Below are 23,327 nucleotides of genomic sequence, written 5' to 3'. Positions count from 1 at the left end.
CGGCACGTGTCGATTTTTCGGCGGGGTCAGAGCCCTTTTTTGCGAACAAAAAAGGGCTCTGACCCCATTTTCATGATACAAACGCCAGAAACCGACAGTGAGATGGTATGGCGGCACCTGAACTTTCCGAACGCGCGCTCACCCTGTTGCGGGCTCTGGTACAGCGACATATCCGGGACGGCCAACCGGTGGGCTCTCGCACCCTGCTGGAGGAGGCGGGCCTGCCGGTCAGCGCCGCTACCGTGCGCAATGTCATGTCCGACCTGGAGGAGCGCGGTTTTCTGCACTCCCCCCACACCTCTGCCGGGCGGGTGCCCACTGTCGCCGGGTACCGACTGTTTGTCGACCAGTTGCTGCAGGTGCAGCCGCTGGAGAGTGAGGCCATTCGCATCCTGCGCGAGGAGCTGAACCCGGATCGTCCCGCCGGCGAGCTGGTGCAGTCGGCCTCGAACCTGGTGTCCGCCATCACCGCCCACGCCGGGCTGATTACCGTGCCCCGCCCCGAGGCCAGCCAGCTGCGCCAGGTGGAGTTCCTGCCCCTGTCTGGCAACCGGGTACTGGCGATTCTGGTGGTGAACGAGCGCGAGGTACAGAACCGTATCATCCACACACAGCGACCATTCAGTGAAAAGGAGCTGAAGGAAGCGGCGCGGCTGGTGAACCAGCGCTTCGCCGGCCAGGCCCTGTCGCTGGTACAGGAGCGCATCCTGCGGGAAATGGAAGAGGCGCGCAGCCGTATCGATACCTACCTGCAGGCGGCCCTGGATCTGGCCAGCCAGGCGCTGGACCAGGACGAGGATGATGAAGACGACTACCTGGTAGCCGGTGAATCCCGCCTGCTGGGCAATGCCACCGCCGGGGAACTGTCCCGCCTGCGTGAACTGTTCGACGCCTTCGAGCAGAAAAAGGACCTGCTGCACCTGCTGGAGCGCTGCTCCCGGGCAGAGGGCGTCCAGATTTTCATCGGTGAGGAGGCCGGCTACGAGGTTTTTGGCGACTACAGCGTCATTACCGCCCCTTACGGCGACGGCTCCCGCACCCTCGGTGTACTGGGGGTCATCGGTCCTACCCGCATGGCCTACGAGCGGGTGATTCCCATCGTCGATGTCACCGCCCGCCTGCTGTCCTCGGCCCTGTCTCACTGAGCGCGCAATTCGGCCCTTGAATTCCCCGCGGCCGGCCCCCACATCCTCTGCGTGAATCCCGTGCACGGGTGGCCAGGGCGCCGCTTGTGGCATCTATTTGTAATGAAAACGCCTGTATTGGAGTGAAATCGTGGCCGATAAAGACCCGAAACAGCCAGATATCGAACCGGCGGCCGAGGCCCCGGAAAGCACCCCTGAAACTGTCGAAGAGGCAGCTGCCGCCGCTGAAGAGTCCGAGGTGGTTGAGGCCGTCGAGGACGATCCGCTCGCCCAGTTGCAGGAGGAAGTCGCCCAGTTCAAGGATGCAGCGCTGCGCGCCCAGGCCGAGGCCCAGAATGCCAAGCGCCGCGCCGAACTTGAGGTGGAAAAAGCCCGCAAGTTTGCCCTGGAAGGTTTCGCCAAAGAACTGCTGCCGGTGGTGGACAACCTGGAGCGCGCACTGGAGTCCGCAGCGGGCGAAGAAGCGCAGGTCAAGGCCATCGCAGAGGGCGTGGAGTTGACCCTGAAGAGCCTTCACGACGTGCTCAAGCGCTTCAACATTGTGGCCGTCGATCCCCAGGGCGAGCCCTTCGACCCGCAGTTGCATCAGGCCATGAGCCTGGTGGAAAACCCCGAGGTAGAGCCCAACACGGTGATCGCCGTGATGCAGAAGGGCTATACCCTGAACGAGCGGCTGGTGCGCCCGGCCATGGTGATGGTGAGCAAATAAATGGGGTCAGAACCCTTTTTGGCCGAAATGTACTAGCGGAGCGCGCCGGGTGGGCGCCAAAAAGGGCTCTGACCCCTTTTTAAGCTCCCCTTGAAAAGCATCAACTAGCGCCAATATAGAGAACATCGCATTGAACATGGCCGGCACAGCCGGTCATTGAAGGAGGAACAACAATGGGCAAGATTATCGGTATCGACCTCGGCACCACCAACTCGTGCGTATCCGTACTGGATGGCACCACGGCCAAGGTCATTGAAAACTCCGAGGGCGATCGCACCACGCCCTCCATCGTCGCCTACACCGAAGACGGTGAGATCCTGGTCGGCCAGAGCGCCAAGCGCCAGGCAGTGACCAATCCGCAGAACACCCTGTTCGCGGTGAAGCGCCTGATCGGCCGCAAGTTCAAGGACGATGTCGTCCAGAAAGACATCAAGATGGTCCCCTACAAGATCATGGAAGCCGACAACGGCGACGCCTGGGTCCAGGTAAAGGACAACAAGATGGCACCGCCCCAGGTGTCCGCTGAAGTCCTGCGCAAAATGAAGAGAACCGCCGAGGAGTACCTGGGCGAGAAGGTCGATGCCGCGGTGATCACCGTGCCGGCCTACTTCAACGATTCCCAGCGCCAGGCCACCAAGGACGCGGGCAAGATCGCCGGTCTGGAAGTGAAGCGCATTATCAACGAGCCCACTGCGGCGGCGCTGGCCTATGGCATGGACAAGGCTAAAGGCGACCGCACCGTGGCGGTCTACGACCTGGGCGGCGGTACCTTCGATATCTCCATCATCGAGATCGCCGAAGTCGATGGCGAGCACCAGTTCGAGGTGCTGTCCACCAACGGTGATACCTTCCTCGGTGGTGAAGACTTCGACATGCGCCTGATCGAATATCTGGCGGCCGAGTTCAAGAAAGAGTCCGGTATCGACCTGCACAACGATCCGCTGGCCCTGCAGCGCCTGAAAGAGGCTGCCGAGAAGGCCAAGATCGAGCTGTCCAGTTCGCAGCAGACCGAGGTGAACCTGCCCTACATCACCGCCGATGCCAGCGGCCCGAAACACCTGGTGGTCAAGCTGAGCCGCTCCAAACTGGAATCGCTGGTGGAAGAGCTGGTCAAGCGCTCCATGGAGCCGGTGAAAGTGGCCCTGAAAGACGCCGACCTGTCTCCCAGCGAGATCGACGAGGTGATTCTGGTGGGCGGCCAGACCCGCATGCCGATGGTGCAGAAGGTAGTTGCCGACTTCTTCGGCAAGGAGCCGCGCAAGGACGTCAACCCCGACGAAGCCGTGGCCATGGGCGCCGCCATCCAGGGCGCCGTGCTGTCCGGTGACGTGAAAGACGTGCTGCTGCTGGACGTGACTCCGCTGACCCTGGGTATTGAAACCATGGGCGGCGTGGCCACCCCGCTGATCGAGAAGAACACTACGATTCCGACCAAGAAATCGCAGACCTTCTCCACCGCGGAAGACAACCAAACGGCCGTGACCATTCACGTGGTGCAGGGTGAGCGCAAGCAGGCGAGCCAGAACAAGTCGCTGGGCCGCTTTGACCTGGCGGACATCCCGCCTTCGCCCCGCGGCATGCCGCAGATCGAGGTGACCTTCGACCTGGACGCCAACGGTATCCTGAACGTGTCTGCCAAGGACAAGGCCACCAACAAAGAACAGTCCATCCGCATCACCGCATCCGGTGGTCTGTCCGAGGACGAGATCGAGAAGATGGTGGCCGACGCCGAGGCGAACGCCGAAGCGGACAAGAAGTTCGAGGAACTGATCACCGCGCGCAACACCTGTGAAGGTCTGGTGCACGCGGCGAAGAAAACCCTGGAAGAGGGCGGTGAGCACGCCACCGAGGACGAGAAGTCCGCCATTGAGGCGGCTATCTCCGAGGCGGAGGAAGCACTCAAGGGCGACGACAAGGACGCCATTGACGCCGCAGCCACCAAGCTGACCGAGGCGACTGGCCCCGTGGCCCAGAAGATGTACCAGGCCCAGGCCGCTGCCGGTGAAGGTGCCGCCGACGCCGCCGGTGATTCCGCCAAGAACAATGGCGACGACGTGGTCGACGCCGAGTTCGAGGAAGTGAACGACGACAAGAAGTAACGCCAGGCGTTACCCCGGGTTTGAGTGACCCCCGCCTTCGCGGGGGTGGCTCAGCCGGACAGGATTCACCTACGCGGGACACAGTGCCCGCGTAGTCATTTGTAAGCAGAGACCAACAGGGCCACGGCCAGCATGTCAAAACGCGATTATTACGAAGTGCTCGGAGTTGACCGCGGCACTGACGACAAAGAAATCAAAAAAGCCTACCGCCGGGTGGCGATGAAATACCACCCGGATCGTAATCCCGATGATCCCGATGCCGACGCCAAGTTCAAGGAGGCCACCGAGGCCTACGATGTCCTGATGAACAGGGAGAAGCGGGCCGCCTACGACCAGTTCGGTCATGCGGGGGTCGACCCGAGCATGGGCGGCGGTGCCGGCGGTTTCGGCGGCGGCAACTTCAGCGACATCTTCGGCGACGTGTTCGGCGATATTTTCGGTGGCGGCGGTCGCGGCCGCGGCGGTCCCCAGCGCGGTTCTGATCTGCGCTATACCCTGGACATCTCCCTGGAAGACGCGGTGCGCGGCACCACGGTGGAAATCCGTGTGCCCACCCTGGCGGGCTGTGACGAGTGTGACGGTTCCGGCGCGCGCAAGGGCTCGTCCCCGGTGACTTGTAATACCTGTGGCGGCATGGGCCAGGTGCGCATGCAGCAGGGCCTGTTCGCGGTGCAGCAGACCTGCCCCGCCTGCCGTGGTCGCGGCAAGACGATTTCCGATCCCTGTCGCAGCTGTCACGGCCAGGGCCGGGTGGAAAAGACCAAGACCCTGTCGGTGAAAGTCCCCCCCGGTGTCGACACCGGCGACCGGATTCGCCTGTCTGGCGAGGGCGAGGCCGGCCCCGACGGCGGCCCGGCCGGGGATTTGTTCGTGCAGATGTCGGTGCGTCAGCACCCGATATTCGAGCGCGACGGCAAGAACCTCTACTGCGAAGTGCCCATCACCTTTGTCGATGCGGCCCTCGGTGGCGAGCTGGAAGTACCGACCCTCGACGGTCGGGTGAAGCTGAAAATTCCCGCCGAGACCCAGACCGGCAAACTGTTCCGTCTGCGCGGCAAGGGCGTCAAGCCGGTCCGCGGCGGCAGCGTGGGCGACCTGCTGTGTCGGGCGGTGGTGGAGACCCCGGTGAACCTGAGCAAAAAGCAGAAAGAGCTGCTGAAGGAATTTCAGGACAGCCTCGGCCAGGGGGGCGGCTCGCAATCGCCGCGCCAGAGCAGCTGGTTTGAGGGCGTGAAGAACTTTTTTGAAGACATGAAACCATGAGTGTACGCATTGGGATTACCGGCGTGGCCGGACGCATGGGCCGGACCCTGGTGGAAGCTGTTGCCGCCGCCGATGGCGTGACATTGGCCGCGGCGCTGGAACGTCCGGACAGCAGCCTGATCGGCGCTGATGCCGGTGAGCTGGCGGGCCTGGGCAAGAACGGCGTGGCGGTCAGCGGGGCGTTGTCCGAGGTGATCGACAGCATGGACGTGCTGATTGATTTCACTATCCCCGACGCCACCCTCGCCAATGTCGCCCTGTGTGCCGAACACGGTGTTGCTATGGTTATCGGCACCACCGGCTTCACCGCCAGGCAGCAGCAACAAATTGACGATGCAGCCGGCAGGATTGCAGTGTGCAAGGCCTCCAACTTCAGTACCGGGGTCAACCTTTGCTTCAAACTGCTGGACATGGCTGCGCGGGTATTGGGCGACGATGTGGACATCGAGATCATCGAAGCCCATCACCGCCACAAAATCGACGCGCCCTCCGGCACCGCCCTCAGTATGGGCGGTGTGGTAGCCAATGCCCTTGGCCGCGACCTGGCTGAGGTGGCGATCTACGGCCGCGAGGGCCAGACCGGGGCCCGCGAGCGCGAGACGATCGGTTTCGCCACTGTGCGTGCAGGCGATGTGGTTGGAGACCACACCGTACTGTTCGCCGCCGATGGCGAGCGCATCGAGATTACCCACAAGGCCTCCAGCCGTATGTCCTTCGGTCGCGGCGCGGTGCGCGCCGCCCGCTGGCTGGCGACCAGGGAGCCGGGCCTGTACGACATGCAGGACGTGCTCGGCCTGAAAGCCGACCGCCAGTAATTCCGGATTTCACCGACCAGCGATACCAAGAGGAAGCCTGCGCAATGAATGCCGCCGCCGACATTATCGTCGATATCGACGAAACCAACGCCGCCCGGCTGTTGATCGAGGAGTCCCACCAGCGCCCGGTGGTGGTCGACTTCTGGGCCGACTGGTGCGAACCCTGCAAGGTGCTGATGCCAGTGCTGGAGAAGATCGCCAATGAGTACAACGGCGCCTTCCTGCTGGCCAAGGTCAACGCCGACCAGCAGCAGATGATCACCCAGCAGTTCGGGGTGCGAAGTCTGCCCACGGTGATGGTGATTCAGGACGGCCAACCGGTGGATGGTTTCGCCGGCGCCCAGTCCGAGGCCCAGGTGCGGGAGATGCTGGCCAAGTACCTGCCCAAGCCCTGGGACGGTCTGTTGCAGATGGCCCAGGAAGCCATGGCCAACGGCGACTTCGGCGCTGCCCTGGGCACCCTGCGCCAGGCCTGGGAGGACTCCGGCCAGGAGCACGAGATTACCCTGGCCTACGCCCACTGCCTGATCGAGGCGACGCGCCTGGATGAGGCCGAGCAGGTGCTCGACACCGTGCGCCTGGCGGATCAGGATCCGACCTGGGAGCAGCTCAAGGCGCAGGTCACCCTGAAGCGCGAGGCGGCAAAATCGCCCGAGATCGAGGCACTGGAACAGCAGCTGGAGCAGGACCCGGACAACCGTGAACTGCGCGCCCAACTGGCCGTGGCCTACTCGGGCAATGGCTACGCCAGGGAGGCCCTGGAAAACCTGTTCCTGATCCTCAAGGCGGACATCAACCACGCCGACGGCGCTACCAAGAAGTCCTTCCTCGATGCCATTGCCAGCCTTGGCAAGGGCGACCCGCTTGCCGCCGAATACCAGCGCAAGCTGTACAGCCTGCTGTACTGATCGCGGGAGCCTGCCAGCGCGACCTTAGCCAGCTTGGGCGGCGAGTGCTTCCCCGCCGCCTGTTGCTACCCTGTCGGATTCCGCATCCTGGCGTTTTAATGTTTTGTGTTCGTCCTCCGAGCGTCCCTGTTTCCAGTAACTTGAGATATACAGGTGACTGGAGGGCACTGTGCGCTGCTGGCGGAAGTACTGGCGCAGGCTGCGCATGCCGCTGAATTCGCAGGCGGCCCACACCGCCGCCTGCCCCGGCAGCCAGGGCAGCGCCTTCACCTTATTGGCCAGCGCCAGCACTTCGGCGTCTCCCTTGTTGACCACCCAGTGCACCTCTATACCGCGTGGATGGGGCAAGTTCTGGATGTCGCCTTCATCCGGCACCTCCACCACCAGGTAGCCGCGGGCATTCTCAGGCAGCAGATCCAGATTGACGCTGAGGGCGGGCAGGGCGGTCATATCGCCGGCCAGCAGGAACCAGTCTGCATCCCGGTTCACCAGCTTTTTCGGGCCGGGGCCACCCACCAGTATGCTGTCTCCAGGGCGCGCCTGCGCTGCCCAGCATGAGGCCGGGCCGGGGTTGTCGTGCAGGGCGAAGTCGATATCGATTTCATCCTTCCGCTGCCGGCTTACGGTGTAGGTGCGCATCAGCGGTTTTTGCAGGTCATTGCGGGGAAACAGCAGTTTGACGTAGGCACTTTCCTGCCCGGCAGGAAAGCTCTCGAGTTCGCCGCCTCCGAGGGTGACGCGCAGCATGTGGGGAGTGATGTACGCGCAGCGGATCACTTCCAGTTCCCGAGGTTGGGGTCGATTCATCAGTTCAATCTCCTTCGGAAGGCGTGACGCTGTCGGCCATCAGGTTGGCCAGTGCGATAAAGCGCTGCAGCTCTCCGGGTTTCAGTTGTCGTGTCATGGTGTCGATGGCCTCCTGCTCTACCGCCTGCAGTTTCGCAATCAGGATGTCGCCTTTGCGGCTGGGCCTGAGCAACTGGCTGCGCCTGTCCGCTGGATGTGCCTGTCGGGTGATCAGTCCGCCTTCTTCCAGTTCCTTCAGCACACGGGTGATCTGCGCTTTGTCGCGCTGCATGCGCGCGGCGATGGAGCCGGCGGTCGCTTCAGGATTGCGGGCAATACCCTTGAGCGCGCGCACATGGGTAATCGGCAGATCGATGCCGGCATTGCGGATACCGATCCGCAAACGCTGTTTGTAGGCATGGGTCAGTCGGTGCAGGGTGTCGCTGAGGGCTGGGGTGGACATGGCTGGCTCACATGGTTGATAAAGTCAATCATGTGCCTTTTGATTGATAGTGTCAACTATGGTCGGGTCGGTCCCGTCAAGTGTGCCGGCCACGAAGGGTTCAATGCGGCAGCTCAGCGTCGTCGATGGTGTCCAGGTTTTTCATGTCACCGCCAACACCGGCACCGGCAGCGAAACCGACCTTGACAAGGCCATTGCGCTGGCGAAAGACCTGGTGGGTTCCTGATCGCCAGGGTCGCCGGCAGGCTGCAAGGGCGAAACGCTACGGGGCGGCAGAGAGGATCTCCACCACGCCGGTATCGCCATCCAGGCGCAGGCGATCGCCGGTACTGATCAGCCGGGTGCCGACCCGGCTGTTCACCACGCAGGGCAGGCCGTACTCCCGGGCGATGACCGCGCCGTGGGACACCGAACTGCCGAGGTCGGTGACCAGGCCGGCTATCAGGCTGAAATAGGGCGTCCAGCCGATATCGGTGATGGGCGTCACGAGGACTTCCCCCGCTTGCAAGTGGGCCGCTTCTGCCAGGGTGTGCGCTACTCGCGCACGCCCCTCCACGACGCCCCGGGAGGCGGGGCGTCCAGTGATCTTGCCGTCACCCGCTTCCAGTGGCTCAGCTTGCAGCGGGATGGCCGGCCCCACACTGATCTCCGGGAAGCTCAGGCGTTGCTGGTAGGCGAAAGCGTCGCGCCGCAAGCGCGCCTGGCGCACCATGGCACCGTCCCGCGAGGCGACAAGCGCGGGCAACTCGTCAAAGGCAAAGAAGTACAGCAGGTCAGCATCCGGCAACAGACCTTCGCGGGTCAGTAATTCGCCGAGGTGGGCAAAGGCCAACTTGAATCGATGTGCCACCGTTACCAGGTGGGACTTGGTGTGCTCCCGGCGCCGCACCGCGCTGTGCGCACGGGGCAGAATCCAGCGCAGTCCCCGGCTGAGCCCGGCCGTGTCAACGCCCGTATTACGGGCCGAGTGGGTGGCCGCACCGGCGAGCCTGGCCCGGGCGCCGGCCTGCATGCTTTGCACCAGCGACTCAGGATCTTCCCCCCAGGCCGGGTCGCGCATGCACAGTTCACGGTAGCCGCGGTGGCCGTGGCGGGACAGGAATTCCGCAAAATGGAGGCTGACCGCGGCTTCGCTGCGCAGCCATTGCAGGGCTGCGTCGGGAGTCTGCTGGCAAAACGCCGCTTTTGCCCCCGGCAGGGTGGCGATGTGATCAACCAGCGCGTCCAGTTGCGTGACCATTTCCGCGCTCTCCACGCCGCTGGCACCTGCCAGCAGGCGCATGGCTTCGGACTGTTCCTCTGCAGTAGCGTTGTTGGCGCGAGCGGAAACCATATTCTCCACAATGGCCGACAGAAACCCGGACAAGACTGAAGACTGGATATGCACCGCCATGGCGTGCTCGTAAAAGCCGGCATTTTTCGTCAACTCCGCCATCATGGCGGCGCTGTCCTGGTGTCTGGCGATGTGGAAGTCCGCCACTTCCCGGTCGAAACGCTCCACCACTTTCGGTGCGCGAAGGACATAGCGAATCAATTTCCCCGTGTTTACCACACGCCGCCACAGCGGCGCCGGTGGCAGCGGCTTGAGCTCCGGCACCGGCCGGCCGCATAAGGTCTGGGCAGACTGTTCCGGTTCCGAACCCAGTGTACCGGCGCTCATCACCACATTGCCGGTCAGGTTCAGGAAGAGATGACCATAACCCCAGGCGGTGATCTGCCAGTCTTTTTCAATCTTCTCCCGCACGCCTACCGCCACCTGCATGTGCTGGAGCCCGTAGTCGATGCTCCAGCCAGTGAAAGAGCCGGTCAGTGGCGACACAGCGCCGGGCATCATTTCGCTGATATTGCTGATGGTGAGGACATCGTCCGGGCGCGGCAGGCGGGTATCGAATTCATTGAGGTCCGCGGGGAGGGTGGTGATGGGGCGGGCCTGCAGCCAGAACAGTTCGCCGGAAGCATCAATGGCCCACTCCAGGTCCAGTGGGTGACCCTCATGAGTGGCCGCCTGGCGCGCCTGGTCTGCGATGAGTTCCAGCTCACCGTCTGCAAGCAGCGGTGTGTCTCCTGTCAGAGATTGTTGAATGATCCTGTTGTGGCGATCGAGGGCAAAGTGATCCGGTGTCGCTTCCCCGCTGACCAGGGCTTCACCGAGGCCCGCCACTGCGTCTATCACCAGGACATCGCGCCGTGCACTGACCGGGTCTGCAGTAAACACCACGCCGGCGGCCCGCGCGTTCACCATGCGCTGCACGACGATGTTCATGCCGGGAGCGTCGCCGTTACCACGCCCCGCATACTCCCGGGCCCGGTCGCTGTCGAGGGATGACACGCAGGTGTCGATTGCCGCCAGCAATGCCTCGAAGCCGCTGACATTCAATACAGTGTCGTACTGGCCGGCAAAGGATTCCTCGGCGCCATCCTCACCCTGTGCCGAGGAGCGCACCGCCACGGGGTGGTCACCGAGGTCGGCCCAGGCAGCGCGCAGGCCCTCCGGGTAGTGGCCTTGCTGCGCGGCGCGAATGACGAAGGCGGGCGGCACCCGGAGCCCCATTGCCGCCAGCCTGGACAACCCGAACGCCTTGCCGCCAACAGATTCATCGACGATGTCCGGCAGTTGGAGAAGTTGCGGCTGAGTTCCGGCCGTGGTGCTTGTGGCTTGGTTTGGCATAAGTTGATGCTCTGCCGAGACATTTCCCCGGGAGTATGTGCTATCCCCTGATCTAACTGCCTGGCCTTGCAGCCTCTCGTGAACCGTGATTATCTATGAGACTATAAACTACTAGTTGTTAGTGCGACAAGCTGATGCGGCCCCCTTACCGGGTTGATTGGCACCACACATAACACAAACAGAGGCCGCTATGATCGATGAAAAAACGCTGACCCAGTTTGGCATAGAGCTGGCGGATGAGTTCCCCCACCCTTTCAGTGAGGATCACCCGGACTGGAACGAGTCCTATTTCTTCGACTGGTACGATGAGGAAGGCAACAACGCGGGGCATTGCCGCATTGGCTGGCATCCGGTGCAGCAGCGGGTGCTGTTCTGGCTCTACCTGTTTAACGGTGCCGAGTGGCTGGTGATTGAGGAATATCGGCTGCCTTTTTCGGCCCTGAAGCTCGGTAGCGCCGACCAGGTGTTTGCCTATGATGGCTGGGGTCTTGCTTTCAGCTACACCGCGACCGCGCCGCTGAACAGCGGGGAGCTTGTGGTTTCGGGCTTTGCCCGGGTGCTGTCCGGTCCCCGCCAGGGAGTGATGGTGCCGGTGCAGCTGAATCTCGTCGCCCAGGCGCAGGGGCCGGCTCATTCACTCGGCGGCGGCAGCGTAGAAAGTCACAGCGCCAAAGGCTATAGCACCAACCGTTTTGAGCAGCCGATCAAGGCCGAGTTGAAGCTCTGTATCAACGATGAAAATCAGGTGCTGCAAGTGCGCGGCGAGCGTGATCATTCCTGGGGCCCGCGGCCCTGGGATATGGAATGGCAATTTTTCGTTATCAACAGCGACTCGTTCAAGTTGCAGTCGACGGTGGTGAATATTCCCGAGTGGCCGGAAATACAGATGGGCTATTTTCAGGCGGCCGGGGAAGCGATGGAACATCTGGACAAGGTCGATTTCCAGCTGGTTTTTGATGCAGACAATCCCGTTAACGGGGTCAGCGGTCACTTCAGCTTGGTCTGTGACAGCGGGAGAGCGGTCAGCGGCCGTCTCGAGACAATATCCGGTATGGAGATAGATATCACGCACACCTTTTCTCCTCCGCGCAGAACCGAGTATCGCCGCTCGCTGGTACGTTGCCACATCGAGGGTGAGGCCCCGCAAATTGGTTGGCTGGAATGTAACCGCAAGCCAGAGGCGAATCACTGACACATTTCAAGAGACGCAGAGCCATGAAAATCGACGGCCCATTCTATGCCCCCCTGACCGGCGCCGCGGAAGAAGCAAAACGCCTGGCCGCAATAGGTTATGACGGCGTTTACAGCCTGGAAGGCAGCTGGGATCCCTTCCTGCCGCTGGCCATTGCCTCTGAACACGCGCCGGAGCTGGATATCGCCACCGGCATCGCCGTTGCCTTCCCGCGCAACCCCTCCCACATCGCCTACCAGGCCTGGGATTTGCAGACCTTTTCCAGGGGTAAGTTCAGCCTCGGCATCGGTTCGCAAATCAGGACCCATATCGAAAAGCGCTTTGGCCTGGAGTTCAATCCGGCAGCGGCGAGGATGCGGGAGTACATCCTCGCGGTGAAAGCGTTTTTTGACTGTTGGCAGAACGGCACCCGGCTGGATTTTCAGGGAAAGTACTATCGCCATACCCTGATGACACCGATGTTCAATCCCGGCCCCAACGCTTATGGCGTGCCCCCGATAATGCTCGGGGCGCTGGGTCCCAGAATGACAGAGGTGGCGGGGGAGGTGGCCGATGGCCTGATTGTGCATCCCTTCAACAGTCTGCCGTTTTTGAACGAGAAAGCCCTGCCGGCGGTGAAGCGTGGGCTGGAGAAGGCAGGTAGGGGGGGCGATGAGTTCACCCTGCAAGTGAACGCTATTGTCATCACCGGCGAAACGGAAGAAGAGTACCTGGCGGCGGAAAAGAGCGTGAAAGGGTTGCTTGGCTTCTATGCTTCAACGCCGGCCTATGTACCGCCAATGGAAGCCGTTGGGCTGGGCGACCTGCACCCCAGAATGAATGCCCTGTCCAAGGAGGGCAAGTGGGACGAACTGGGTAGCTATGTGGACGACGACTTTCTCGATGCCTTTTGCACCCGCGGCAAGCCCGGGGAAATCGCCGGCATGTTGAAAGCAAAATACGGCGCCTGTGCAGACCGGCTGGCGATCTATGCGCCCTATGCCGCACCGGATGCGATGTGGAAGGCGATTATCCGGGATCTGAAATAGTGACCAGCATAGGTTGGCGCCGACATTTCAGTAATTGAATAGCCTGAAATCGTTGTTGTAGAAACTCTCAAGCGAATCTACACCTGAATCTGTCAGGCCAAGCCTCGACAGCGATTCCACCGGTTCCTGCAGTCCGGATTTTCGGCTGTTCTTGTTGTTCGGGCCAAAAGCTATCTGCAGCGAATAGCTGTGCTGGTCATTGAGGCGCCTGCAATCTTCTTCAAGGGATTCATATTTTCCTACAAAGTCCACCAGTGGCTCCTCGCCGGAGTAGACAAACAGCGACTGGGGGTAAAAATGGATCATCTGCACCTCGTCCTCTACCAGTAACTCCGGCAGTGCACGACAAAAGGCATTGATATCGGAAAACCGCTGTATGACCTCCAACTGGCGCAGGTCAAAGCTGTTCAGTTCCCCACCTTCTTTTCGCTCCGTCAGCCACTTGTACGCACTAGCAAAACGCGTAAACGGGTGGCGTACGAAGGTAAACCTGAAGGATCGCGCTTTCAGCTTCAGAAGGCCCTGAATTCGTGTTGGGTGGTAGGCGTGGGGCAAGATGGTTGTATCGTTCGATACGGCACCGGCTATTGTTCCACTGGCAACTTTGGGCATTCTGAAATAGACGTTTGGTTTTGTGAAGAGACCGTAAATTACGCCAGCATCACGCCGCAGGTTTCTTCTGGCGTAGTACCCGAATCTGGCCCTCAGAAAATCATTCACGGCTTACAGGTTGCAAGCAGTCTGCCTGGCTCGGCGTGTTATCCGGCATCTGGATGCCCTTCGCTTCTCGAATACAAAAGCAGGCTCTTAATAAACAGGAAGTGATAGACAAACTCAGCGAAATCCCGCGGTTTCAGTATCTGAAAATGGCGTAGCGCTGAAAGAAAATTCCCGGCCAGATGCTTTACCCGGTCAGTGCCTGAACAGGATGCCAGAATACGGCGTCGCTCTTCGCACAGTGAGTGGTTGATTGCCTTGCTCGCGTCACTTTGAAAACGTCCACCGGAGTAATGATAGAAGTTCCTGTAAGTATGCATATACCCCCGACACACCTCAGGTGAGGTATGCCTGTCCGACGATGTGTTTGAGTCGTGCAGCCTGTATACGCACGTTATCCTGTTGATAAATGCGAGGCCCCCATCCAGGGACAGGATAAGCCTGAGGGCCCGGTCTACATAGACAACATCCTTGAACCAGTCCGGAAACACCACGCTTTTCGCCCTGATCAACAAGCTGTGGGTGGGCAGCCAGAACGGTTCCAGTTTGTACATCTCAGCGGTGTCGAAGACTTTGACCTCTCCTGTGTTGGCTGGCAGATAGCAATGGCTGCGCTCGTAGACGCCGGATTGTTGATACAGCTTGAGAGAGGCGGTACTGCACAGCACGATGTCCGGGTGGTTTTCCAGAAAATCGTACTGCAGTTGTAGTTTATGGGGGTCAATCCAGTAGTCATCGCCGTCCAGCAGCGCAATGTACTTTCCCCTGCAGGCTCGAACCGCCGTCATGAAATTACTATTCAGGCCGATATTCCCGGGCTGATGGAGGATGCGGATTATGTCCGGGTACTTGCCGGCGTACTCATCAAGAATCTCCGGGGTCTCATCACTGGAGCAGTCATCGCTGATGACATACTCGATCTCCACGCCCACGTCCTGGGCCAGTACGCCTTCAATGGCCTCTCTTATATAGGCAGATGAATTAAAAGTCGTCGTACAGACACTGATCTCGGGTAGCGTGCGGTTCATCATCTTGGCGCAACTTACGTTCTTTATGGTCGGGCAGGCGACGTCCGGCATCGGCAGCTGCCCCGGCATGCAGTCGGCTTTGTACAGGGCCAGACAACCGCCGGATAGCGGACGAATTGAAGTATAGCCGCCGATACAGGATCGTCTGGAAAATCAGCAAACTGCTGCCGGACCGGTTGCCCGCGGTTAATGGAGATGTCGGTCCGCAGCAGCATGTAAGCTTGTCTACACTTGAGAATGTCGCTATCTTACATGCCCGCCAAACAATAAACATACCCAAAGGTCAAATTCAGGTCCCAGGAGGTTCATATGGATACCCGCTTCTCCCCCGAGGATATCGCCTTTCGCGATGAGGTTCGGGCCTTTTTCAAGCGTGCCTACGACGAGGAGCTGCAGGCCCGTCTGGCCGACAAGTCCAGCTTTAAGGACGCAGTAGTGGACTGGCAGAAACGCCTCTTCGAGCAGGGCTGGATTGCGCCGAACTGGCCCAGGGAGTATGGCGGCACCGGCTGGAGCCCCACCCAGAAGTACATCTATGAGTCGGAGCGCGCTGCCCACGGCATTCGCGATGTGGTGCCCTTTGGGCTGCAGATGGTAGCGCCGGTGATCTACACCTTTGGCAATGACGAGCAGAAAGAGCGCTTCCTGCCCCGCATCCTGCGCAGCGACGACTGGTGGTGCCAGGGTTACTCCGAGCCGGGTTCCGGCTCCGACCTCGCTTCCCTGAAAACCAGGGCAGTGCTGGATGGTGACGAATATGTGGTTAACGGCGCCAAGATCTGGACCACCTACGCCCAGTACGCCGACTGGATATTCTGCCTGGTGCGAACCAACAGTGAAGGGAAGAAGCAGGAGGGCATTACCTTCCTGCTGATTGACATGAAGAGCCCGGGCATCAAGGTGAACCCCATCGTGTCCATCGACAATCACCACAGTCTGAACGAGGTAGAGTTCAACGATGTGCGGGTGCCAGTGGCGAACCGGATCGGTGAGCAGGACAAGGGCTGGACCTACGCCAAGGCGCTGCTCGCCCACGAACGCACCACCATTGCCGGTGTTGCGGATAGCAAGCGCGGCCTGGAAACGGTACGCCAGGAGGCTTCACAGGAAATCAACGGCGGGGTACGCCTGCTGGATGATCCGCTGTTCCGCAAGCGCCTTTCCGATATCGAGATCGAGCTGATGGCGCTGGAGTTTACCGAGTTGCGCGTGCTGGCCACGGTGGCTTCGGGTGGCGCGCCGGGCGCTGAATCCTCCCTGCTCAAGATCAAGGGCACCGAGATCCAGCAGGCAATCCAGGAGCTGCGAATGGACCTTGCCGCCTACTATCAGGGTGTGCTGCCCAACGACCTGAGTGCAGAGCAACTCGGCCATGAATTTGGTAGCGCAGCGCGACAGTCCTATATGTATGGTCGCGCCGCGACCGTCTACGGGGGCTCCAACGAAGTGCAGAAAAACATTATCGCCAAGGCCGTGCTGGGCCTGTGAGCACGGGGGAAACTACGTCATGAATTTCGATTTCACTGAAGAACAAAGCATGCTGCGCGACAGCGTCGCCCGCTACGTGCAGGACAGCTACGACATTGAAACCCGCAGGACCATCGCCGATTCGGAATCCGGCATGAGTGCTGCACAGTGGCAGACCTTTGCCGAGCTGGGCTGGCTGTCGGTGCCCTTTGCCGAAGAGCACGGTGGTTTTGGTGGCGGTCCTGTGGACACCATGCTGCTGATGGAAGAGTTCGGCAAGGGGCTGGTGCTGGAGCCGTACCTGGCCACGGTACTGCTGTTTGGCGGCCTGTTGCAGCGCAGCGGCAGCGACGCACTCGCGGCTGAATACCTGCCCAAGGTGATTGAGGGCAGCTGTCAGGGTGCCTTTGCCTACCTGGAACGGCAGAGCCGCTTCGCACTGAACGATGTCAAAACCAGCGCCACCCGGGACGGCGAAAGCTATCGCCTGTCCGGTGAAAAGGTCGTCGTTTTCAACGGCGCCAATGCCGATGCGCTGATTGTCAGCGCGCGTACGTCAGGTGAGCAGTACGACGCTGATGGCATCAGTTTGTTCCTGGTGCCGGCCAATGCCACAGGCCTGGAGGTGAAAACCTACAAGCAGATGGATGGCCAGACCGTTGCGAATATCACGCTGGACAACGTCGAGGTGCCGGCCGGTGCGCTGGTCGGTGAAGCGGGCGCGGGCATGGCGCTGGTTGAGCCGGTGGTGCAGTCCGCCATTGTCGCCCTTGGCGCCGAGGCTCTCGGTATCATGGCCCAACTCAATGCCAAGACCCTCGAGTACACCAAGACCCGCAAGCAGTTTGGCGTCGCTATTGGCAGTTTTCAGGCCCTGCAGCATCGCATGGTAGACACCTTCATGGCCTACGAGCAGACCAAATCCCTGCTGTACCGGGCGGTGTGCGAACTGGAGGAGGGCGCTGATTCTGCCCCTGCCACTATCCACGCACTCAAGGTTATGGTGGAGCGGGCCGGCAAGCTGATCTACGGCGAGGCCATCCAGCTGCATGGTGGCATGGGCCTGACCGACGAGTTGGACATTGGTCACTACGCCAAGCGCCTGATGATGATCAACGCCACCTTCGGCAACGGTGACTATCACCAGGGTCGCTTTGACGAGCTGCGTTGCGCCTGATTGAGCGGCGCCCCGGGTTTGCCCCGGGGCGCGAGCGGGCGTAACGTAGATACCCCACTGGAAACGGGCCGCAGGGCCCACCTACCGGAGCACAACAATGAAACTAGGCTTCCTGCTCGGTTATTCCGGCAAACAGATTCACCTGCCCCTGGATCTCATCCAGCAGGCGGAAACCATGGGCTATGACTCCGTGTGGACAGCCGAGGCCTACGGTAACGATGCCGTGACCACCGCCACCTGGGTCCTCGCCAATACCAGCAAAATTCGCGTGGGCACGGCGATTATGCAGATGCCGGCCCGCAGTCCCGCCATGTGCGCAATGACTGCCATGTCACTGGACCAGCTGTCCGGTGGCCGCTTTATCGTCGGCCTCGGGGCATCCGGCCCGCAGGTAGTGGAAGGCTGGCATGGCGTGCCCTACGGCAAGCCGGTGACGCGCACCCGTGAATACATCCAGATCATGCGCAAGATCATGGAGCGTGACGGCCCGGTGGAGTTTGATGGCGAGATGTACCAGCTGCCCAAAAAAGGGCCCGGAACCACAGGCCTTGGCAAGCCGCTCAAGTCGATTCTGGCGGGCAGCCCGGACATCCCTATCTACACGGCATCCATCACGCCAGCGGGGCTGCGCTGCGCTGGCGAGGTGGCCGACGGCGTCTTCCCGGTGTGGATGGATCCGAATAAATTCGATGTCCTGGGTGAGCATATCCAGAAGGGTTTCGACAAGGCCGACAATGGCAAGAGCCTGGAAAACTTCGACGTGGCGCCCTTCGTGTCGGTGGCAATGAACGACGATCTCGACGCCGCCTACGACTCCCTGCGCCCCTGGCTGGCCCTGTACATCGGCGGTATGGGTGCCAAGGACAAGAACTTCTACAACGATTACGCCACGCGCCTGGGCTACGGCGATGCCGCCCAGCGGATTCAGGAGCTCTACCTGTCAGGCAAGAAGGCAGAAGCCGAGGCGTTAGTGCCCAACGAACTGCTCGATGAAGTTGCTCTGGTAGGTCCGAAGGAGCGCATCATCGAGCGCCTCGCGCCCTGGCGCGAAGCCGGTAAACGCGGTGAGGTGGGTACCATGCTGCTCGGCGTTCATGACACTGCTGTGCTTGAACTATTTGCCAAGGAGCTGCTCTGATGCAGGTACAGGGCAAAGTCATCGTCGTGACCGGTGGTGCCAACGGCATTGGCAAGGCGCTGTGTGAGCGCTTTGCCAGCGAAGGTGCCGCCTGCGTGGTGGTGGCGGATATGGAGAAAGACAACGCCGCTGTCGTCGCCAATGCCATCGGCGGTGAGGCCTTTGGTGTGGATGTGCGCGACGAAGCGCAGATCGCTGCCATGGTAAACGCCGTCGAGCAAAAGCACGGCCGCATTGATTTGTTCTGCAGCAACGCCGGGATTATCGCCGGTGATGGCGAGCCCTGGTGGGCGACCTCGGCCCCCAACGAGACCTGGCAGGCCATGTGGGATATTCATGTCATGTCCCACGTCTACGCTGCCAGGGCCTGCCTGCCGGGCATGATAGAGCGGGGTGAGGGCTATTTCCTGAATACGGCTTCTGCGGCGGGACTGCTGAACCAGGTAGGTGACGCTGCGTACTCGACTACCAAGCACGCTGCCATCGGTTTTGCCGAGGCCCTGGCTATTACCCACGGTGATCAGGGTATCAAGGTATCGGCACTGTGCCCGCAGGCGGTGGCTACACGGATGATTGGTGAGAATAAAGACGGTGGTACGGCGGGCGTGGATGGCGTGATCACGCCAGAGCAGGTGGCCCAGGCTGTCATCGAAGGGCTGGCGGAGGAGAATTTCCTGATCCTGCCACACAAGGAAGTGGCCGATTACCGCGCCCACAAGGCAGCCAATTACGATCGCTGGCTGGGCGGCATGCGCAAACTGAGACGGAAATTCGGCAACCCCAAACTGTGAGTGAATGTCTTGATGTCGGTTGAACTACTGGATGTCAGCCAGGCGGAGAAGAAGGAGCGTTTTGCCCGCAGTATTCTCAACGGCTTTGAGTCCTACTTCGCCGAATTCCAGAATGTGACCCTGGCCGCTCGCACCCGCTTTGAAAATGCCGATTGGCACGGTATGCACGCCTCATCGATCGAGCGGATTGATCTGTACAAGGCCAAGACCACGGCGGTGCTGGATGTGGTTGAACTGATCGCCGGCGACCAGTTGCGCGACTACCAGTTCTGGACGGACACCAAGGCTGTTTACGCCGGGCTGATTGAAGGGCACAACAACTTCGAGATGGCCGAAACGTTTTTTAACTCGGTCTACTGCGCGGTATTTAAACATCGCAAGATCCGCGATGAGCATGCTTTTGTGTTCTCGCCCCAGGGCGATATGCCGCCGTCCGATTTCCGCAAGGTGGTGCGGCGCTATCCCCTGGAAGGCTCACTGCCAGCGCTTTTGCAGAATCTCTTTGCCGACTACGCCTTCAGCCTGCCCTACGAGAATCTGGAGCGGGACATCGGCTTTATCGTCGACGCCATTGAAAATTTTCTGGCGCCACGCTTTGACCTCAGCCGCGACGGGCTGGAGTTCCAGATGCTGGAGCATCACTTTTTCCGCAACAAAGGTGCCTACATCGTAGGGCGTATCGCCGCCGGATCGGACTCCATGCCGATTGTGTTCCCGCTGATGCAGAACGCCAGCGAGGAAGCGGAGGTTTTTGTCGACACGGTGCTGTTCGGGGCCGACAAGTGCAGCGTGCTGTTCAGTTTTACCCGCTCCTATTTCATGGTGGATGCGAGTATTCCGTCCCAGTATGTTCTGTTCCTGCAGCAATTGATGCCCGCCAAGCCCATTTCGGAAATCTACAGCGCGATGGGCTACAACAAACACGGCAAAACCTACTATCACCGCTGTGCCTACCGGCATATGACCCGCACCACAGACCAGTTCATTATCGCCCCGGGAATCAAGGGCATGGTGATGAGTGTATTTACTATGCCGTCCTACGATTTTGTTTTCAAAATCATCAAGGACCGCTTCACCCCGCCCAAGGAAATGACCCACGAGCAAGTGAAAGCCAAGTACCGGCTGGTAAAGCGCTGGGACAGGGCGGGGCGCATGGCAGATACCCAGGAGTTCACCAATCTCGCCTTTGCCCGTGAGCGTTTCTCGGAAGAGTTGATGGACGAGTTGCGTAAGGTTGCTCCGTCGCTTATCGAAGAGCACGGCAAAGCCTTGATTATCAAGCACGTCTATGTGGAGCGGCGCATGACGCCCCTCAACCTCTATCTGCAGGATGCTAGCGATGAGCAGATCGCGGCTGTCATGGATGAGTATGGCAATGCCATCAAGCAACTGGCCGCTGCCAATATCTTTCCCGGCGACATGCTGTTGAAGAATTTTGGCGTCACCCGTCACGGCCGGGTTGTGTTCTATGACTACGATGAAATCCAGCCATTGATGGACTGCAACTTTCGCAAGATTCCGGCTCCCCGCAGCGAGGCTGAGGAACTGGCCAGCAAGCCCTGGTACACCGTGGGGCCCAACGACATTTTTCCGGAGGAATTTCGCCTGTTCTTCTCCGGTAACCAACGCGCGAGGAAAGTGTTCGACGCCATGCACAGTGATATTTACGAAGTCGCCTTCTGGCAGGGATTGCAGGAACGTATCCGCCAGGGGCATATCGAGGATTTCTTCCCCTATCGTCGCAAACTGCGTTTCCCGCGGGAAGCGCTGAACTTGCCCGAGGCTGTGTAATGGCCACGCTGTACCTGATTCGCCACGGCCAGGCATCCTTTGGCGCCGACGATTACGACAAACTGTCGGATCTGGGCTGCCGTCAGGCAACTGCCATGGGGCGTTACCTTGCCGACCACGGGATTCACCTGGACGCGGCCTACAGTGGCGACTTGCTGCGCCAGCGGGAAACAGCCCAACTGGCACTGGCCAGCCAGCCGGGCGAGGTGCCGTATCACATTGATCCGCGTTTCAACGAAGTGCGCAACGATGAGCAGGTTGAGCATCTGGTGCCGGAACTGGTGAAAAGCAACGTCCGTCTCAAGGCGTTGATGGACAGGGGGTTGAGCGAGAGCAAGGATTACCAGAAGGTGATCGAGGCCGTCTTCAATCACTGGGTTTCCCCCGACTGCCAGCACCCGGGCATCCAGAGCTGGGCAGACTATTCCAGTGGCGTGCGTGACGCTATTGCCGAGTTGATGAGGGAGCAGGGCGCCGGCAAAACCGTGGCCGTGTTTACTTCCGGCGGCACCATTGCCACAGCCGTCGCACAGGTGCTTGGACTCGGTGGAGAACATACCTACCGTTTCTACGAGCCGATCTTCAACTGCTCGGTAACCCAGCTCTTCTACAGTGGCGACAAGGTTTCCCTGTCCTATTTCAATGACCGCTCTTTTCTGCAGATGATGGGACTCGCCGAGGGCGAGAACCTGGTGACCTACCGGTGACGGCTATTCTGCTGGTGCGCCACGGCGAGGCGGCAGCCGAGTGGGGGCAGCACGAAGACCCCGGTTTGAGTGAACTTGGCCGACAGCAGGCGGGTACAACTGCGGAGGAACTGGGTACACGGATAGACGCCAGCTGGCGAATTGCCAGCAGCCCCAGGGCAAGAGCGGTCGAGACCGCAGCGCCACTGCTGGAAATCTGTGGCCTGCCATTAAGTATTGATCAGGCTTACAGCGAGGTCCCCGCACCGGTCGCCATGCATCAGCGCAGGCATTGGCTCAGGGAGTTTATGCGGCAACAGTGGTCGGCTCAGCCGGAGTCCCTGTGGCAGTGGCGTCGGGCTATTGTGGCGGGCCTGCAAGGTCTGCAGCACCCGACGGTTGTCTTCACTCACTTCCTGGTAATCAACGCGGCAGTTGCAGAGGCTGAAGGACGTGATGAGGTGCTGAGTTTCTGGCCTGATAACGCCTCGGTTACCGAGTTACGCCTGGATGGCGGCAGGCTGAAGCTGACATCTCTCGGGCGCAGTTTGCAGACCCTGGTGAACTAGTCTTTGCTACGTGGTACTCGCTGCAGGGATTCCTGTGCCGTTGAGGCGATCAACACACCGTCCCGCGTATAGAAACTGCCGCGGCTGAATCCCCGACCACCGCCGGCAGCCGGACTGTCCATGGTATAGAGCAGGAAATCGTCGACCCGAGCCTGGCGGTGGAACCAGATGGCGTGATCGAGGCTGGCTACCTGCATACCCGGAGTTCGACCGCTGTAGGGGTGGGGCAACATGGCGGTACCGAGCAGGGCGAAATCCGACATATAGGCCAGCAACATACGGTGTCGTACCGGATTGTCGCCAATGTCGGCAGGCACACGGAACCAGTAGTGCTGTATCGGCTCGGTAGGTTCCGGATTGTCGAAATCCCGGCGCAGCACCGGCCGGCGCTCGATGGGTTGCATCATCATGCCGTCGTGCACCAGTCCGGGTCGCTCCTCGGCCATCCGGGTCCAGTACTCGGCGTCTGTCTCAAGCTCTTCCGGGGCGATGACCTCTGGCGCTGTCGACTGGTGTTCCAAGCCGTCCTCCTCTGCCTGGAAAGACAGGGCGGTGTTGAAGATGGCCACGCCATTCTGTTTGGCGACGACCCGGCGGGTGGTGAAACTACCGCCATCGCGGATGGGGTCAACTTCGTAAACCAGCTGTCGGGATGGATCGCCGGGGCGCAAGAAGTAACCGTGCATGGAGTGCACCAGGCGTTCGCTGTCCACGGTCTGACTCGCGGCATAGAGCGCCTGTGCCAGTACCTGGCCCCCAAAAACCCGGGGTGGAAACTTCGGGCTCCTGCCCAGAAACAGAAAGCGATCGATGCGCTCGATTTCCAGTTGGCTGATCAGTTTGTCCAGCAGCTCGGTCAAGTGTGGCTCCGTCGGTTGGCTGAAGGC

22 protein-coding genes are annotated in these 23,327 nt (G+C 60.6%); 16 read left to right on the top strand and 6 right to left on the bottom strand.

The genetic code is table 11. The features are described from left to right. Positions 1 to 107 precede the first annotated feature (107 nt). The 6 genes from hrcA (at position 108) to trxA (ending at position 6,939) form a co-directional block, all read left to right on the top strand. Positions 108 to 1,145 (top strand): heat-inducible transcriptional repressor HrcA, encoded by a 1,038-nt coding sequence (gene hrcA / locus FVW59_RS16185; RefSeq protein WP_148065397.1) that lies wholly within the window; start codon positions 108 to 110, stop codon positions 1,143 to 1,145. 130 nt (positions 1,146 to 1,275) lie between these two features. Further along, on the top strand, positions 1,276 to 1,854 hold the full coding sequence (grpE, locus tag FVW59_RS16180; protein ID WP_148065396.1) for a nucleotide exchange factor GrpE: 579 nt from the start codon (positions 1,276 to 1,278) through the stop codon (positions 1,852 to 1,854). A 173-nt stretch (positions 1,855 to 2,027) separates the two neighbouring features. Then, positions 2,028 to 3,953, top strand: coding sequence for a molecular chaperone DnaK (dnaK, locus tag FVW59_RS16175; protein ID WP_148065395.1), 1,926 nt, complete (start codon positions 2,028 to 2,030; stop codon positions 3,951 to 3,953). A 132-nt stretch (positions 3,954 to 4,085) separates the two neighbouring features. After that, entirely contained in the window at positions 4,086 to 5,216 is a 1,131-nt protein-coding gene (gene dnaJ / locus FVW59_RS16170) for a molecular chaperone DnaJ (RefSeq protein WP_148065394.1), read from the top strand. Further along, positions 5,213 to 6,031 (top strand): 4-hydroxy-tetrahydrodipicolinate reductase, encoded by an 819-nt coding sequence (gene dapB, locus FVW59_RS16165; protein WP_148065393.1) that lies wholly within the window; start codon positions 5,213 to 5,215, stop codon positions 6,029 to 6,031. The genes dnaJ and dapB overlap by 4 nt, the downstream gene beginning before the upstream one ends. A 44-nt stretch (positions 6,032 to 6,075) precedes the next feature. Then, positions 6,076 to 6,939 carry a thioredoxin gene (trxA, locus tag FVW59_RS16160; protein ID WP_148065392.1) on the top strand — a complete coding sequence of 288 codons (864 nt, stop codon included), beginning with the start codon at positions 6,076 to 6,078 and terminating at the stop codon, positions 6,937 to 6,939. Positions 6,940 to 6,963: 24 nt separating this feature from the next. Here the strand turns inward: trxA and FVW59_RS16155 are convergent, their stop codons facing one another. Both FVW59_RS16155 and FVW59_RS16150 read right to left on the bottom strand, forming a co-directional pair. Next, positions 6,964 to 7,746 (bottom strand): siderophore-interacting protein, encoded by a 783-nt coding sequence (locus FVW59_RS16155; protein ID WP_148065391.1) that lies wholly within the window; start codon positions 7,744 to 7,746, stop codon positions 6,964 to 6,966. Between the two features lie 4 nt (positions 7,747 to 7,750). Further along, on the bottom strand, positions 7,751 to 8,188 hold the full coding sequence (locus FVW59_RS16150) for a MarR family winged helix-turn-helix transcriptional regulator (protein ID WP_148065390.1): 438 nt from the start codon (positions 8,186 to 8,188) through the stop codon (positions 7,751 to 7,753). 103 nt (positions 8,189 to 8,291) lie between these two features. On the opposite strand from FVW59_RS16150, the gene FVW59_RS19800 reads away from it, so the two are divergent. Then, on the top strand, positions 8,292 to 8,414 hold the full coding sequence (locus tag FVW59_RS19800) for a hypothetical protein (RefSeq protein WP_281290183.1): 123 nt from the start codon (positions 8,292 to 8,294) through the stop codon (positions 8,412 to 8,414). 36 nt (positions 8,415 to 8,450) lie between these two features. On the opposite strand, the gene FVW59_RS16145 is transcribed toward FVW59_RS19800, so the two are convergent. Next, positions 8,451 to 10,856 (bottom strand): PEP/pyruvate-binding domain-containing protein, encoded by a 2,406-nt coding sequence (locus FVW59_RS16145; RefSeq protein WP_148065389.1) that lies wholly within the window; start codon positions 10,854 to 10,856, stop codon positions 8,451 to 8,453. Between the two features lie 190 nt (positions 10,857 to 11,046). On the opposite strand from FVW59_RS16145, the gene FVW59_RS16140 reads away from it, so the two are divergent. Together FVW59_RS16140 and FVW59_RS16135 are read left to right on the top strand one after the other, a co-directional pair. Next, positions 11,047 to 12,048 (top strand): hypothetical protein, encoded by a 1,002-nt coding sequence (locus tag FVW59_RS16140; protein ID WP_148065388.1) that lies wholly within the window; start codon positions 11,047 to 11,049, stop codon positions 12,046 to 12,048. Between the two features lie 23 nt (positions 12,049 to 12,071). Beyond that, the gene (locus tag FVW59_RS16135; protein WP_148065387.1) at positions 12,072 to 13,076 is read left to right on the top strand and encodes a TIGR03617 family F420-dependent LLM class oxidoreductase; all 1,005 of its coding nucleotides are present in this window, start codon (positions 12,072 to 12,074) and stop codon (positions 13,074 to 13,076) included. Positions 13,077 to 13,103: 27 nt separating this feature from the next. Here the strand turns inward: FVW59_RS16135 and FVW59_RS16130 are convergent, their stop codons facing one another. Then, entirely contained in the window at positions 13,104 to 13,796 is a 693-nt protein-coding gene (locus FVW59_RS16130) for a sulfotransferase family 2 domain-containing protein (protein WP_148065386.1), read from the bottom strand. A 38-nt stretch (positions 13,797 to 13,834) separates the two neighbouring features. Further along, positions 13,835 to 14,872: a glycosyltransferase gene (locus FVW59_RS16125; protein WP_187275932.1), complete on the bottom strand. Its 1,038-nt coding sequence runs from the start codon at positions 14,870 to 14,872 to the stop codon at positions 13,835 to 13,837. 258 nt (positions 14,873 to 15,130) lie between these two features. On the opposite strand from FVW59_RS16125, the gene FVW59_RS16120 reads away from it, so the two are divergent. The 7 genes from FVW59_RS16120 to FVW59_RS16090 all read left to right on the top strand — a co-directional run bounded on the left by FVW59_RS16120 (position 15,131) and on the right by FVW59_RS16090 (position 22,440). Next, a complete protein-coding gene (locus tag FVW59_RS16120) occupies positions 15,131 to 16,309 on the top strand; it encodes an acyl-CoA dehydrogenase family protein (RefSeq protein WP_148065384.1) in 1,179 nt (392 codons plus the stop codon). 19 nt (positions 16,310 to 16,328) lie between these two features. Beyond that, positions 16,329 to 17,465: an acyl-CoA dehydrogenase family protein gene (locus tag FVW59_RS16115; protein ID WP_148065383.1), complete on the top strand. Its 1,137-nt coding sequence runs from the start codon at positions 16,329 to 16,331 to the stop codon at positions 17,463 to 17,465. Between the two features lie 97 nt (positions 17,466 to 17,562). Further along, positions 17,563 to 18,603 (top strand): LLM class F420-dependent oxidoreductase, encoded by a 1,041-nt coding sequence (locus FVW59_RS16110; RefSeq protein WP_148065382.1) that lies wholly within the window; start codon positions 17,563 to 17,565, stop codon positions 18,601 to 18,603. Further along, a complete protein-coding gene (locus tag FVW59_RS16105; protein ID WP_148065381.1) occupies positions 18,603 to 19,394 on the top strand; it encodes an SDR family oxidoreductase in 792 nt (263 codons plus the stop codon). Before FVW59_RS16110 ends, FVW59_RS16105 begins: the two co-directional genes overlap by 1 nt. A 12-nt stretch (positions 19,395 to 19,406) precedes the next feature. Beyond that, positions 19,407 to 21,185, top strand: coding sequence for a bifunctional isocitrate dehydrogenase kinase/phosphatase (gene aceK / locus FVW59_RS16100; RefSeq protein ID WP_148065380.1), 1,779 nt, complete (start codon positions 19,407 to 19,409; stop codon positions 21,183 to 21,185). Beyond that, a complete protein-coding gene (locus FVW59_RS16095) occupies positions 21,185 to 21,892 on the top strand; it encodes a histidine phosphatase family protein (RefSeq protein WP_148065379.1) in 708 nt (235 codons plus the stop codon). The genes aceK and FVW59_RS16095 overlap by 1 nt, the downstream gene beginning before the upstream one ends. Then, positions 21,889 to 22,440, top strand: a complete 552-nt coding sequence (locus FVW59_RS16090) for a histidine phosphatase family protein (RefSeq protein ID WP_148065378.1) — start codon at positions 21,889 to 21,891, stop codon at positions 22,438 to 22,440. The genes FVW59_RS16095 and FVW59_RS16090 overlap by 4 nt, the downstream gene beginning before the upstream one ends. On the opposite strand, the gene FVW59_RS16085 is transcribed toward FVW59_RS16090, so the two are convergent. Continuing rightward, positions 22,437 to 23,300, bottom strand: a complete 864-nt coding sequence (locus FVW59_RS16085) for an acyl-CoA thioesterase (RefSeq protein ID WP_148065377.1) — start codon at positions 23,298 to 23,300, stop codon at positions 22,437 to 22,439. The genes FVW59_RS16090 and FVW59_RS16085 overlap by 4 nt on opposite strands. Between the last annotated feature and the right edge of the window lie 27 nt (positions 23,301 to 23,327).

It is taken from the genome of Parahaliea aestuarii, from assembly GCF_008064635.1.
GTDB lineage: Bacteria > Pseudomonadota > Gammaproteobacteria > Pseudomonadales > Halieaceae > Parahaliea > Parahaliea aestuarii.
Note: the sequence above shows the minus strand (reverse complement) of the source record. Positions and strands in the feature narration are given on the sequence as shown.

Bases quoted from the DNA above. Each gene is read 5' to 3' on its own strand.
- hrcA (WP_148065397.1), top strand. From the start codon at position 108: ATGGCGGCACCTGAACTTTCCGAACGCGCGCTCACCCTGTTGCGGGCT.
- dnaK (WP_148065395.1), top strand. From the start codon at position 2,028: ATGGGCAAGATTATCGGTATCGACCTCGGCACCACCAACTCGTGCGTA.
- dnaJ (WP_148065394.1), top strand. From the start codon at position 4,086: ATGTCAAAACGCGATTATTACGAAGTGCTCGGAGTTGACCGCGGCACT.
- dapB (WP_148065393.1), top strand. From the start codon at position 5,213: ATGAGTGTACGCATTGGGATTACCGGCGTGGCCGGACGCATGGGCCGG.
- trxA (WP_148065392.1), top strand. From the start codon at position 6,076: ATGAATGCCGCCGCCGACATTATCGTCGATATCGACGAAACCAACGCC.
- FVW59_RS16155 (WP_148065391.1), bottom strand. From the start codon at position 7,746: ATGAATCGACCCCAACCTCGGGAACTGGAAGTGATCCGCTGCGCGTAC.
- FVW59_RS16150 (WP_148065390.1), bottom strand. From the start codon at position 8,188: ATGTCCACCCCAGCCCTCAGCGACACCCTGCACCGACTGACCCATGCC.
- FVW59_RS19800 (WP_281290183.1), top strand. From the start codon at position 8,292: ATGCGGCAGCTCAGCGTCGTCGATGGTGTCCAGGTTTTTCATGTCACC.
- FVW59_RS16145 (WP_148065389.1), bottom strand. From the start codon at position 10,856: ATGCCAAACCAAGCCACAAGCACCACGGCCGGAACTCAGCCGCAACTT.
- FVW59_RS16140 (WP_148065388.1), top strand. From the start codon at position 11,047: ATGATCGATGAAAAAACGCTGACCCAGTTTGGCATAGAGCTGGCGGAT.
- FVW59_RS16135 (WP_148065387.1), top strand. From the start codon at position 12,072: ATGAAAATCGACGGCCCATTCTATGCCCCCCTGACCGGCGCCGCGGAA.
- FVW59_RS16125 (WP_187275932.1), bottom strand. From the start codon at position 14,872: ATGCCGGACGTCGCCTGCCCGACCATAAAGAACGTAAGTTGCGCCAAG.
- FVW59_RS16120 (WP_148065384.1), top strand. From the start codon at position 15,131: ATGGATACCCGCTTCTCCCCCGAGGATATCGCCTTTCGCGATGAGGTT.
- FVW59_RS16115 (WP_148065383.1), top strand. From the start codon at position 16,329: ATGAATTTCGATTTCACTGAAGAACAAAGCATGCTGCGCGACAGCGTC.
- FVW59_RS16110 (WP_148065382.1), top strand. From the start codon at position 17,563: ATGAAACTAGGCTTCCTGCTCGGTTATTCCGGCAAACAGATTCACCTG.
- FVW59_RS16105 (WP_148065381.1), top strand. From the start codon at position 18,603: ATGCAGGTACAGGGCAAAGTCATCGTCGTGACCGGTGGTGCCAACGGC.
- aceK (WP_148065380.1), top strand. From the start codon at position 19,407: ATGTCGGTTGAACTACTGGATGTCAGCCAGGCGGAGAAGAAGGAGCGT.
- FVW59_RS16095 (WP_148065379.1), top strand. From the start codon at position 21,185: ATGGCCACGCTGTACCTGATTCGCCACGGCCAGGCATCCTTTGGCGCC.